This window comes from Flavobacterium limnosediminis JC2902 (assembly GCF_000498535.1).
Lineage (GTDB): Bacteria > Bacteroidota > Bacteroidia > Flavobacteriales > Flavobacteriaceae > Flavobacterium > Flavobacterium limnosediminis.
Map to the genome: position 1 here is coordinate 370,794 of NZ_AVGG01000007.1, position 13,372 is coordinate 384,165.

Sequence of the window (13,372 nt, forward strand, 5' to 3'; positions counted from 1 at the left end):
TTGGTTTGTTACTTTATTTCGTTTTGTAAACTGTTTAATGCCTCGAATGAGTAATTGTCTTTGGCTTGTATGTAGGCAATTTTAGGTGTTATTTCTGCTCCCAGTTTTCGTTTTTCGAATGTGGCCGAAAAGCCAAAATCTATTTTTGAAATGCCTAAAATATTGGCTCTCTTAATAATCTGAAACAATAACTGACGGTACAAATTCAATTCCTGAACATAGTTGTAATTCATACCAATTAGCGTTGGAACGTAAGTTCTGTTTAAATTTTTATACCCGAATACCACACCCACCATTTCAGGTTCTATGGATTCCTTTCCTTTTAAGTATAGTATTATATATTCCCATGAAGCATATTCGCTCATTTTCCTGAATACACTTAATGGATAAGTGAAAGTATTTATAGCAAAATTATTCTCTTTTACGTTCGTATATAGCTTGTATGCTTTTTCTAATTCTAAATCTGACAGACTACTTTTAACCTGAATATCAAAGCAGGATTCAAAAGGATGAACTTCTTTATTAAAATGTTTTCTGGAACGAGGTGACAGCTTCTTAGTAAAATCTTCAATCGTTGACCAAGTGTTGTTGGTTACTGTGCAAGCTTCCGGCATATCTACTTTTACAAAGCCTTGATTGTGTAGCACACCATTCCAATTATTATTCGTTTCAAAATCCCTAAATACCAGCATATCCGCATTTATATCATGGTATAACTCATCAACTTTTGAAAGCAATAATTTGATTGCTTCACTTTTTAAATGATGCTGACTATTACAGTAATAATGCTTTCCTTCAGTAAATAACGATCCCATGCTCAGTACTTTTGAAGTATGGTACATCGGATTTGATTTTCGTTTTTCCTCCAACTGTTTTGAAACGGATTCCGGTAACAACATATCATCCTTCCATAGTGCGCAAGTAAAGAAAGTAACGAGGATTGGTGTACTATCGGTATCTTTTATAATGCAGTAATAAAAGTCCCAGTTGTCCTGTGGATTCGGATTGTTCTTGAAAGTTTCTTCTAAATAACAGATTCCTTCCCAATCGAAAACACTTTGGCCTCCCAGTGAACTATTCCAAAAATATTTATCTATGTTGTGAATTGATGTTTCAAACTGAAATTTCAACAAACCGGAATTGGTACTTTCCTTTTTGAGTTTAGGATATGATTTTTCAAGTCGAAAACTTCTTTGGATTTTTTCCAGACTATTATCGGTTTCTTCCAAAGCTTTTGGAAAATGAAATTGCAATGCATCTGCAAGAGCTTTAATATCTTCTTTCTGATTGTGTCGTGATATCGTTATGCGAATACCAGTGTTCTTAACCGGAACGGCTGGATACAATCCCGGATTCACAAAAAAGCCTTCTTTGAAAAGCTTTTGAGTAAGATTATAAGCTGTGGCCGGCATGCCCGTTCCTATAAAGAAAACAGGGGAATCATTCTTCACGATTAGCGGCACATTTGATTCTTCTAATAATGAATTGAAGTATGTTATTCTTTCTGTTAATTCATCTTGCAATACTGTGATTTCGGGTGATAAATGAATATCGGCAGAGCTAGAAGCTGCGGCTAGTGAAGCGGGTTCCAATTGTGCGGAAAATGTTAGTGGTCCTCCAAAGTTTTTGATTTTCTCTCTTAACTTTCCATCTGAGCAAATTAACATTGCTCCGCTTGCTCCGAATGTTTTACTTAAAGTTGAAACAATTAAAACATTGTTTGGTAATTGATTAAATGAGTCAAAAACATAGCCTGTCCCATTTTTCCCTTTCCAACTCATGCCGTGAACATCATCAAAATATAAATGTAGCTGAGTGTATTTTTGTGTAAGCATTATCAATTCAGGGATTGGTGCAAAATCGCCAAACATTGAATATACACCATCGGCCATATACCATATTTTTCCGTTTCTGTTGCTTAGCTCTTTTATTTTGTCTTCTAACATATTAAGGTTGTTATGACGAACCATTTCTACGGGAATCCCTCTTAGTTTGAGTTGTTGACAAGCGTTTTGTACACTCCAATGTACCTGATGGTCTAAGATAACAGCATCTTCGTCACGAACTACTGTTGGGATAACCGCCAAATGTCCTAGTGTACTGTTTTTAGTAATTACAGGCGTTATACCATACATCCTTTCAATTTTAGCTTCCAATTCGGCATACAATGGATTTGAAATGTATGTTTTGGAAAGCGGGAACTGGGTACCGAATTTTCGAATAGCGTTTATTGCCGCCTGCTTAATTCTTTCATCCTGCTCTAAACCGAGGTAACCGGTAGTTCCGAAATGATACATTTGCTTTCCTTGTATTTGCAATGTTCTACCGTTAAAAAAGGAATCTTCGGCATACAAATGAAGTACTCCTTCATTTTTTGCTCCCGAAATGACACTATTTACGGTGTCGATAAAGTTGTTGTGTTTAATTTTAGCCATTTCTGTTTTGATTAGTAGTGGGTTACGTTTGAGTTAATAAGGCGCCAAAATTGTAGATAAATTTTGGTGTGTTTTACAGCGAATTGTGCTTACTCCTATTTTGACAACTCATATTCCCGAATTGACAAACACTAATTGATTTTAGGGACAATTAGTTTGTTTTGTAGGTTTTTTAATTCAGTATTATTTTTATTTTTGCAGCATTGTATCATTTTATTTAATACATCATGAATGCAGCTCATGATTGTTACGAAAATGCGCATGCACGATTTTGCATAGCGCACGGCATTCTCTATTTTGAATATAAGCCGGAGACCGTTATTTCCTTAACTGTCGCCCGAAAAGTCGTGTCTGACCGAATCCAATTTCAAAACAAAACAACTTATCCTGTTTTATGTGATATCAGAGGTGTAAAAGATTCGGACAAAGCCGGTAGGGATTACCTGGCTCAATTTGGTTCGGTACTTACTAAAGCTGTTGCCATTCTTGGTAATCCGCAAGTTTCTGAAACTATGGGAGATTTTTATCTAAGGATAAACAAACCCACTATTCCCACTTTATTTTTCACTGATGAAGAACAAGCGTTAGCTTTCCTGAAATCTTATTTATAATTAAATTTTAAAGCGTGTATGCATAGGGAAATCAATCAGAAACGAATGCACAGTATCCGGCAAATGTTACTTGAAATGGCCAGTGGTAATTTTAGTCAGCGGATAGTGCGAACTGAGGAAGATGATGAGCTGGAATCCTTAGCAGTTCTTATCAATATGGTAGCCGAGGAAATGCAAGAAACGCTGTTTCCCAAAGGCTATATCAATACGCATCATTTGCAACAAAGCCCTACCACTTTGAGTTTCATTGTTGATGAAAACTTTATTATTCACAGTACAATACCGGAAACTTATCTCGTTTTAAATTACGATACAACTTTACTTGAAGGACTGAAATTTGTAAAAATTTTAACGGACAGCTCTTCTCATAATTTTGACAGATTATTGCCAACCATCTTACTTAATGAAAAGGTTTCTACTCTTTCCTTGAGCTATCTTACTTCCGACCAAAAGGAAGTCGTATCATTGTTTAGCAGCATATCGAAAATATCCAATAAAAACCGTTTTATTATTCATTCCATTCTTGCTGATTCAACGGAGGGTGATAACAACTCTGAGGATGTAAATTCCGCTTTCAGACAACCTAAAACGAGACGGGACGATGCCCGATTAATGCAACAGGTATATGATTATATTTTATCGAATTTAGAAAACCCGCTTCCCTCCCTAAAAGAGCTTTCCAAGATTTTTGGAACCAATGAACATAAGCTAAAAGAAGCCTTTAAGTACTTCTTTAATACAAGTATCTATCAGTTTTATAATGACGAACGACTAAAAAGAGTTCACTTACTTATTGAGCAAACCAACATGCCACTAAAGAGCATTGCTTATATGAATGGTTTTAATACCTATCCTAATTTCTCGAAGGCTTTTAAGAAAAAGTACGGTTACTCACCCAACGATTTAAAGAGAGACAACGACAACCTGTAATTTCTCCCTTTTGGATAAGTTGTTGTCCCGAATTGAAAAGTCTTTATTAATTGTATTTCAGAATTTTACATCATTAAACTAAACCAGTTAATGCTATGAAACTGAATGACCCATTAAAGAAGATTTTTGTTGAGATTGTCTGTTTGCTATACATTCTTTTGTTTGTATATGCTGCTGTGAGTAAACTTCTTGATTTTGAAAACTTTCAAGTTCAGATAGGGCAATCACCATTACTTAGTGCCTTTGCAGGCTGGGTGGCTTGGGGTGTTCCTGTCCTTGAATTAATAATTGTGTCTCTTTTGGTTGTTCCAAAATCCAGATTATTAGGTCTTATTGCCTCCTTTACCTTGATGGTTATGTTCACGGTTTATATCGTAATCATTTTGAATTTCAGCTCGTTTGTACCCTGTTCCTGCGGTGGGATACTTGAAAAGATGGGTTGGACGGAACATTTAGTTTTTAACCTTGCTTTTGTTGTACTGGCAGCTACAGCTGTTTTGATTATTACAAAGCAAAATCCTAAAACCGAATTATTATGAAATGGAGAAAAATATACACAGTCTTATTACTCTGCCTGTTTTTAGCAACGGGAATTGTAACCTTGCTTTTTGTATTATCTGAAGGTATTATGCATCACCACAATACATTTGTGCGCCGTTTTCCAAAAATGTTGGCAACACCCTCATATCAAACCGATATAAAATATAACTCTTACTATTTTGCAGGCGTTGGTGATGGTAAAATTTATTTAGGAAATTCCACTGCACCGCTACAGATAATGGTTCTTGATACACTTTTAAAAACGAGAGAATATCATACCATTACTCTTAATGATACTACCCTGCCCTTTCGTTCGGTACAGGTTAAAGTAACTCCCCCTTACTTTTATGTTCTGGATGGTACAGTTCCTTGTATTTACAAAGGAAAAACGAAAAACTGGAAGGCATTCCTTAAGTATAAAGGAACAACTAATTTCTCTCAAGCTGAAATTATGGATTCTACCAATATCGTATTTAGAGGACAGAGCAGTGTTGGTGAAAACATAATTGGAAAATTCGACCTTACTGATACCAAAAGTATTGTTTACGGAACTGACTTACTACAAAAACAAATTGACGGTGTTTTTGATACCGATGGTGTTTTGAACTATGATTCAAAAATGAAACAAATCGTTTATCTATACCGTTACCGAAACCAATTTATTGTAGCCGATTCTAATCTTAAACTCAAGCATAGAGGAAAAACGATAGATACCATTAGCAAAGCACAGTTAAAAATAGCGTACATCAAGAACCGACGAGAGAGAACTTTTGCCGCACCACCCCTTGTGGTGAATAAAACAAGTAACACATCCAGCGGTTTACTTTTTGTAAATTCAGCTTTGTTGGGAAAATATGAATCACTAGAAATATGGAAACATGCCAGCATTATCGATGTTTACAACACCTCAAATAACACTTACCTATCAAGCTTTTATGTATATGACAGTAACGGTAAAAAAATGAAAAGCTTTGTGGTCTATGGTAATCGATTGTTTGCCCTGATTGATACCGAACTTGTTTCTTATGAACTGAATAAATATCTATTATATGGTTTTAAACCAATTAAAAAATAAAACAACTGTTTAAAATATACCGGCCAGTATCAGGGGTAAGATTGAAAACCTGTAGAAAAGAGTAAATCATCACTTTTAATTTTTATTATCATGAAAAGCAATTTTTTAAAAATGATTTTGCCGATGGCCACCATTGCGGTTGCTGTAACAGGCGCATTTAGTACTAATGCCATGAATACCAAATCTAAAACAGTGGCTTTAGTACAAGGGTACCATTTCATTTCACAAAGTAATCCTTGTCAGGCTGCTGATATGTGTGAAACAAGTGGAACTTCATTTTGTCGCGTTGGCGGTGGTGTTGCCACACCACGTCTTTGGGCCAAGGATACCAATGGTAATTGTGTAATCCCGCTGTACAAACCATAATTTTTAAAAAAATATGGTTGTAAAAAATGCAATGCAGTCTTTACTATGACTGCATTGTTTTTTACTTTATACCCTACGGATTTAGTCGTAATAATTCGGAATCATCCAAGAAGAGGATTCTTTTCCTTTTAAATAATAATCGAACCAAGACTCTATCTTATTGGTTAAGTCTTCTGTATTAGTGCTTTCACTCAGCGCGTGTTCTTCACCGGGATAAACTAACATGATGCTTTTCTTTTTTAACCGGCGAAGTGCCAAATAAAACTCATAACTCTGTTTTGCGTTAATTTGTAAATCCATTTCACCAGTCCAAGTTAAAAGTGGTGTATTAACATTTGCAGCTTGAAGTACCGGTGAATTTCGCAAATATCCTTCAGTGTCTTCAAATAAGGATTTTCCCATACGGAACTGATGGTATTCAAATCTCCAAAAATCCGGTTTTGAGTAATTCCAGGATACCCCAAGATAAGCACTTACAAAATCGGACAGTCCTGCTCCTGAAACCGCAGCAGCAAACATATCGGTTTGGGTTATTATGAAATTTGTTTCAAACCCGCCAAAGGAATGCCCGATTAATCCGATTTTGTCCTGAGAAATAACCCCCATATCAATTACAGCCTGTGTAGCAGCAGTTGTACAATCTGTAGCCGAAGCCCCTGTATTACCTAATTCATAAACAATATCCGGATAAAGCACAAAATATCCCTTGGTGGTAAAATTTGTATGGTTCCAGCCTTCATTATTATGTAAAGACGGATTCACATATTTATGCAATTCCCTTGACTGTTTTTGATATATGTGTACCACCATTGGATATTTTTTATCCGGACTGTAATTAGCCGGATAAAAAAGCACTCCTGTTAACTGAACACCCGAAGCATTTGTATATTTTATTTGAATTGATTTACCCCAAAAATAGTTTTGCTGCTGTGGGTTACTGTTGACTATATCCTGCTGTTTTTGGTTCTTTATACTGCTTATTACCAAACGTGGCGGAACATCAAAATTTTCCTCAACATACATTAGGTCTTGTTTATTATCAGCTAATTGAAGCCGACTGATTCTCATTTCTTTGTAGACTATTGGTTTTTCACCCTGTGAGCGTTGCCAATAATAATACCCCGAAGCTACATGATCTTTTCCTGTGGCTTCCAAAAGCAGTATTCCCTTGCTATCAAATAACCCAGTTGAATTTCCCTGGTATTTCACATCTGGTTTTTGAATTGCTGATTGCATTGAAATTCTGAATGTAATTTCTTTTTCTTTTCCTCTGGTTAAACGAGTACAAAAACTTCCGTCTACTGACACCTCCCATATATCGTATTTATCATACAGTAAAAGTGATTTTTCATCGGTAGTGAAACCGGGATTACCATAAGGCACCCAATCTGTACTCATTTCGAAATCGGGTTTTGACAATTCTGCTATCCTATTTTGAGTGATATTGGTATGCTTATCCTTTTTAATGTCGTATATAAACCAGTCAGACTCTTTAAAATAAGTGATGTACTTCCCTTTTGGTGACATTAGTATCATTTGATTAGCACCTGAGTATTTTTTCAACAACAACTTTTTTGTTCCTGTTTGCAAATCCAGTCCATAAAAATCGCGGTCGGCCTCTCTTTTTTCCTGTGGTTCATAGGTTTCTTGATTTGAGACAATAGCATAGGTTTGATTTCCATTGAGCGCCACCTGAGGTAAAGCGTTATCTGCTATCTGAAAAAAACGATTGCTTTTTGGATACCAAACAGTTAATTTTTCTACTTTATCCCATCCGCTTATTTGTTTTTTTAAAGGATATATTGACTTGTCTTCGGTATTCCAAACCTGCACGGCTGTTTGGGCAGTATTTTTTGTAATCTGCACTTTTTTTACGCCAAAAAATATCCGTTCCCCATCTTCTGATAGTGATAATGGATTATAATCGCTGTCTGAAATAGTAGACTCTTCCGGAAAATCCTGCTGTGCTTTAGGATCAAATACAAATGTTCTTTTATCCTTACTTCTGAAGGTGAACAGCTTTCCTTTGTTGTTTTGTTCCTGTAACCCCTCCAAAGGATGGTGCAAAAAACAAAAGGCTTCACCGTTACTTTGCCATGCAAAATTGTGAAAGCCAGCACTAGTATCTACAACTACAGTGTGAGTTTGTATCCTTTTTTCTATTTGTAGTACCTCAACCGTATGCTGTTTGCCGCTATCCGTAACATAAGCTATTGCTGAATTTTGCGGATTTGGATACCATGCTTTGACGTTCTCAATACTTTTGAGTTCCTGACCTTTCCAATCCTGTGCCACTAAACTAAGCTTGTTGTTTACTCCGGTTTTAAGTACTATCAAATAATTACCGTTAGCTGCAATTTTATAATCTGTTACCTCTGAAATGGTTTGCTGTAGTGCTGTTTTAAGATTTAAGATGTTTAGTGTATTATTAGGCTGCTGACAGACAAACCAACTGTCATTACTAAAGTTGCCGTTTTTCCCTTTAGGAAATGACACGGTTTTTCCGTTACGTTTTTTTACAAATAAGGTATCTTCTCCCGACTCGTAGCGTAGCGCGTAGCTTACCCAATTGCCATTAGATGAAATTTTATCGGGCTGTAACTCACTCCACAAGTGATACTCCTGAGACGTAAGGTGTCTCTTTTGTTTTACCTGCCCCATTACAGGGCAGGCAACTACTAACAAAAACAAAAAAAATGAAAAGGGACATTGTATTGTTCTCATGATTAATAACCGGGATTTTGAGGATTGAGATTCGGATTCATGAGTAATTCGGATTCCGGTAACGGTAGCAATCTATCGGTAGTGTTCCACCCTGTTTTGACTCCTGACAACGCTGCATCGAGATTGTTAGTTCTTTTCAAATCGAAAAAACGATGTCCTAGTTCGGTAAAAAACTCTACTCTTCTTTCCTGAATAATAGCCGTTAAAATATCTTGTTGGGTTAGAGCAGCCGTATCGGGCAAACCAGCTGTATTCCTGATTTTATTCAAATCTGTCTTTGCACCTGAAAGGTCACCTAATTGTGCTAAGGCTTCGGCACGTATTAGGTACTGCTCAGCCAAACGAAATATAATGGAGTATTCCTGTGATGTTCCAGTGTTTGTGAACTGTTTGTATTTATACGCATGGTACCACGTATTTACACCATCGGTTACTGCCTTTGTCCAATGGTTTTTACGCTCGTCCCCCACTTCGAAAGCCGCTATAAAATTATCGTTTAGTGACACAACCGGAGGTGGACCTTGGTTGAAAATAAATGTACTACCCTCTTCGGTATTTCTGCCAGCTGATTGGGGTATGAGTTGCCAGATGGTAGTGGTGCTTTCTTTCAGGAAAATGTTATCCAGATTGGTATCCCAAACGTATAAACCTGTGTTGTTTATTATATCTGAAGCTTCGTTTACTGCTGCGTTCCAATCACCCGTATAAAGATAAACTCTGGCCAATAGTGCTTTTACGGTTGCTTTGTTTGGTCTTACCCTTTCCGGCGTAATATAATCGTCCGACAACATTGAAGACGACAGCAACAAATCTGATTTAATATTGGCATAAACCTGTGTTGAAGACATACGAGACACAATACTGTTTACCCTATAATCCGTAGTAGTGATATAAGGAATATCCCCAAAAAGATTGAGCAGATAGAAATGTACTAATGCTCTTGTAAAATAAGCTTCTCCCAATAGTTGATTTTTCTCTGCTACTGATAAGCCAGTGGAATTGGTAGCACCTTCTATAACCGCATTCGTCGCATAGATTTGGCTGTAACTGTTATTCCACAACGTTGCAATATCGGCATTGGAAGGGATTAAAGTATTGTTATAAAAATTAATAGTTCCCATAAAACTGCTACCGTAAAAAGTGAGTTCATCGGTGTAATTTCCCATTTGATTGGAAACTCCGGTAACGGTTCCTGCCAGTACTCCGTTATTTCTTATTTGAGCGTAAATATCTACCATGGCAGCAGTTGCCGTGGTATAGTTCTCGAATACTGTGGGTGATGTTAATTGTGATGTTGGTAAATCTACCTCAACAAAATTATCGCAGGCTACCAATAGTCCCAATAAAGTGATAGACACTAAACGTTTGCCTTGCTTTATCAGATTGTATCTGAAAGAAGTTTTATTGCAACTTATATTATGATGGTTCATGATTTATAGTTTTAAAGTTAAAATGACACTTGAATTCCTGAAGTGATAATACGCAGTGGCGGTAAGAAGCCTAAAGCGGTAAACTCAGGATCGCCCCCTTTGTAGGATGTAAACGTTAACACGTTTTGCCCCTGCAACGAAACTTTACACTGAACATTTTTCATCCATTTCTTTGGCACTTCATAAGACAAGGCAATGTTTTTGAGACGAATGAAAGAAGCATCTGTAATTACGGCATCGCTGCTGATGTATTTGTAAAAGGCATCTACAGCTGCACCGTTTGCTCCTGAACTGTATTGCTGGTATGGAGCGGAATCTCCCGGATTTTGCCAATGATTACCAACTATGGTTGACTGATTGGACATTGTACCCGGCAAAGCCAATGTGGCTGCCGTATTGTAATTTTCCTGCTTTACAAATTGAAAAAGGAAATCCAGTTGCCACTGCTTGTATTTGAGTTGATTTTGTAAACCTCCGTAAAATTCAGGGTTAAGGTCTTTTACTGTTTTCTTGTCTTCGGTGGCCGTAATTATCCCATCGTTATTTACATCTTCAAACTGATAGATACCCGTTTGCGGATCTACTCCTGTAAAATGGTAGACCTTTTTGATGTTTAAAGGCTGACCGATTACCAACTGATTGGCATAGGTTGAGGTTTCCAAGCCGGGGAAAGACAGTAATTTATTTTTAGTTGTTGTAAAATTCAGGCTAGTTGTCCAACTGAAATTCTCTTTCTGAAAATTAACCGTTCGCAATGTGAATTCCCATCCCTTGTTTACGACCGCAGCGTCGAGATTTGCCTGAATGGAAGGAAACCCTGTTGTGCCCGGAAGCGGAATACCTACCAATTGGTTTGAGGAACGGTTGTTGTACCAAGCGGAAGTAAGTGTGATACGGTCGTTTAAAAACCCTGTTTCGAGTGCTACTTCGAACTTTTTGTTCATTTCCCAACCGAAATCGGGGTTGTATAAGCGTGTTGGGTGTAAACCGATTGTACCCTGATAATTGTTACCCGAAGTACTGTAGGTATTTAAAAACTGGTAATTCCCTATTTGATCGTTACCGGTTGTACCATAACTGGCGCGTAGTTTTCCGAAACTTAAAAAGCTTAGGTTTTCGTTAATAAACGCTTCGTTTGAAAAAATCCAAGCCGCACCAATGGCCCCGAAATTAGCGAATTGCTTACCGGGCCCGAAACGGCTTGAACCATCGCGACGCCCTGTAATGTTTATGATGTAGCGTTTGTCCCAATTTAAGTTTACGCGACCGAAAAAGGCTTGGTATTTGTAAACCGTAGCTTCATCGGTAAACACTGAAATATTTGATGCTGCTGCCAGATTATAAATAAGGCTATTGCTCATAAAACCACTTGCCTGCTGCACTAACTGTACGTTGTTTTGCTGTTGGAAAGTGGTTCCTATTAATGCTTCTACTCTCGCCTTCCCAAACTCTTTGTTCCAATGAAGTTGCGGTTCTATAATCCAAGAATTACGGGAAGTGTTGTTTGCGAAAAGGACTGAATACTCACTACCCAAACCATAAGCCGGATTGTAGATGGTTGAAGGAAAGGTACTGCTTTCGGTATGATACAAATCAGTATATCCGAAGCTTGATTTGAGTTCCAAATTTTGCAAGAGTTTGTAGGATAACAGCATATTGGCCACTAAGTCTTTCGTATTGGCCAACGACTTCCCTTCGAGATTGCGAAGCGGATTGTTAAAGGTGCCGTTTTCCCAATTCAGGTTTCCGTTTTCGTCATACAATGCCGGAGCATTGGGTGCGATTGACCACGCTTCGGGTGTTAAATCTGTAGATGGCTGATTGTTGTCCTGTATTGTATAGCCGGCGGTGAAATTTATCCTGAACTTTTTGTTGTCGGACTCATGATTTAAGTTCGTATGCAAGTTTCCTTTTTTATAACCGAATTCGCCTGGAAAAACTGTTGTTTCCTTACCGAAATTTCCGCTTACTAAAAACTGTGTTTGAGCAGTGCCTCCGGATAGCGCTGCTTGGATGTTTGTAATTTCGTTTGTGCCGCCCAAGAGTGTTTTTTGCCAATCGGTATATCGGTTTTGATCCCATGTACCGTTGATGTCATAAGCATCAGATGGGTATGGAGTGATACCGTCATTCACATAGGCTTCGGCACGCATTTGTAAATACTGCGGGGTTTTCATCATGTCCATGAATCGGGTTACTTTACCCAAACCACTATTTATGCTTGTTGAGAACGTTGTTTTACCTTTCTTTCCCTTTTTGGTTGTGATAAGCACCACCCCATTTGCGCCACGAGAGCCATAAATAGCAGTAGCATCGGCATCTTTAAGGACTTCGAGACTTTCTATATCGCTAGGGTTTAAATTGTTTAACGGGCTTGTGAGTGCGGGCATGACCGTTGCCGTGATACCACCACCAATTGCTTCGGAAGAATACGGAACGCCATCGATAACATACAATGGTGCATTACCATTTGCCCGAAGGCTGTTTTGCCCTCGTATTTGAATATCGAAACCACCCCCGGAAACGCCGGTACTTTGCGTTACCGAGACGCCAGCCATTTGCCCCTGCATGGTAGCCAGTACATTGGTTACGGGTTGTTTTTCGATATCCTTCGAAGTTATTCTTGCGATACTGCCCGTGCGTTCTTTTTCTTTTACGGAATAGTATCCCGCATTGATTTTGACTTCCTGTAACGAAGTTGCCTCCTCTGACATAGATACATTTATAGTATTGCGACCTAAAATCGCAATTTCCCTTTTGGCATATCCCATCATAGAAAATACCAATGTATCTTTTGTTGTGGTTTTGATGGTGTAACTGCCATCATAATTAGAGATTGTTTGGACCGTTGTCCCTTTGACGGTTACACTGACACCTGGTAAAGAGGACAAATTATCATAAATTTTACCCTGGACGGTTATAGCCTGTTGCCCCCAAGCAACAGACGATAAGAGGTTCATGGCCGTAATGCAAAAAAAAGAGCAAAAAACGGACTGCCTATACCCCTTGAATGAAAAAATTTTCATATTATTGGATTAGTTAAGTTAAACGAAAGTTTTATTAGCGCAAACCTTCTGCCTGATGCGCCAACACTGGGACAGGAGGTTTTTATTTTTAAGAGAATTTACACCATAGGCACAACTATTTAGTTTGACATTGTAAAACAATGCCACTATTTGCTTAATGCAGCTAAGCCATAGTGGCATATAAAGGCAAGGAAAACCCAGCCGGTTTTATTTTGATTTTGCGAGCCTGTGAAAA

9 protein-coding genes are annotated in these 13,372 nt (G+C 37.8%); 5 read left to right on the forward strand and 4 right to left on the reverse strand.

The features are described 5' to 3' along the window. Nucleotides 1–8: 8 nt before the first annotated feature. Nucleotides 9–2,435, reverse strand: a complete 2,427-nt coding sequence (locus tag FLJC2902T_RS09050) for an aminotransferase class I/II-fold pyridoxal phosphate-dependent enzyme (RefSeq protein ID WP_023579489.1) — start codon at nt 2,433–2,435, stop codon at nt 9–11. Nucleotides 2,436–2,662: 227 nt separating this feature from the next. Here FLJC2902T_RS09050 and FLJC2902T_RS09055 point away from each other — a divergent pair, with 227 nt between their 5' ends. From FLJC2902T_RS09055 to FLJC2902T_RS09070, 5 genes are all read left to right on the forward strand, one after another. Beyond that, entirely contained in the window at nt 2,663–3,046 is a 384-nt protein-coding gene (locus FLJC2902T_RS09055) for a DUF7793 family protein (protein ID WP_035677979.1), read from the forward strand. A gap of 18 nt (nt 3,047–3,064) precedes the next feature. Further along, nucleotides 3,065–3,976: a helix-turn-helix domain-containing protein gene (locus FLJC2902T_RS15830; RefSeq protein ID WP_051364349.1), complete on the forward strand. Its 912-nt coding sequence runs from the start codon at nt 3,065–3,067 to the stop codon at nt 3,974–3,976. A gap of 95 nt (nt 3,977–4,071) precedes the next feature. Beyond that, nucleotides 4,072–4,515 (forward strand): MauE/DoxX family redox-associated membrane protein, encoded by a 444-nt coding sequence (locus FLJC2902T_RS16500; RefSeq protein WP_051364352.1) that lies wholly within the window; start codon nt 4,072–4,074, stop codon nt 4,513–4,515. Continuing rightward, entirely contained in the window at nt 4,512–5,591 is a 1,080-nt protein-coding gene (locus FLJC2902T_RS09065; protein WP_023579492.1) for a hypothetical protein, read from the forward strand. The genes FLJC2902T_RS16500 and FLJC2902T_RS09065 overlap by 4 nt, the downstream gene beginning before the upstream one ends. A 90-nt stretch (nt 5,592–5,681) precedes the next feature. Next, nucleotides 5,682–5,957, forward strand: a complete 276-nt coding sequence (locus tag FLJC2902T_RS09070) for a DUF6520 family protein (protein WP_035677982.1) — start codon at nt 5,682–5,684, stop codon at nt 5,955–5,957. An 81-nt stretch (nt 5,958–6,038) separates the two neighbouring features. Here the strand turns inward: FLJC2902T_RS09070 and FLJC2902T_RS09075 are convergent, their stop codons facing one another. Genes FLJC2902T_RS09075 through FLJC2902T_RS09085 form a run of 3 tightly spaced genes read right to left on the reverse strand, consistent with a single transcriptional unit; the run spans nt 6,039 to nt 13,071 of the window. Further along, complete coding sequence (locus tag FLJC2902T_RS09075) at nt 6,039–8,681, reverse strand: alpha/beta hydrolase family protein (RefSeq protein ID WP_081712548.1); 2,643 nt, start codon at nt 8,679–8,681, stop codon at nt 6,039–6,041. A gap of 2 nt (nt 8,682–8,683) precedes the next feature. Next, nucleotides 8,684–10,111, reverse strand: a complete 1,428-nt coding sequence (locus tag FLJC2902T_RS09080) for a RagB/SusD family nutrient uptake outer membrane protein (protein WP_023579496.1) — start codon at nt 10,109–10,111, stop codon at nt 8,684–8,686. Nucleotides 10,112–10,128: 17 nt separating this feature from the next. Beyond that, on the reverse strand, nt 10,129–13,071 hold the full coding sequence (locus FLJC2902T_RS09085; RefSeq protein WP_023579497.1) for a SusC/RagA family TonB-linked outer membrane protein: 2,943 nt from the start codon (nt 13,069–13,071) through the stop codon (nt 10,129–10,131). Between the last annotated feature and the right edge of the window lie 301 nt (nt 13,072–13,372).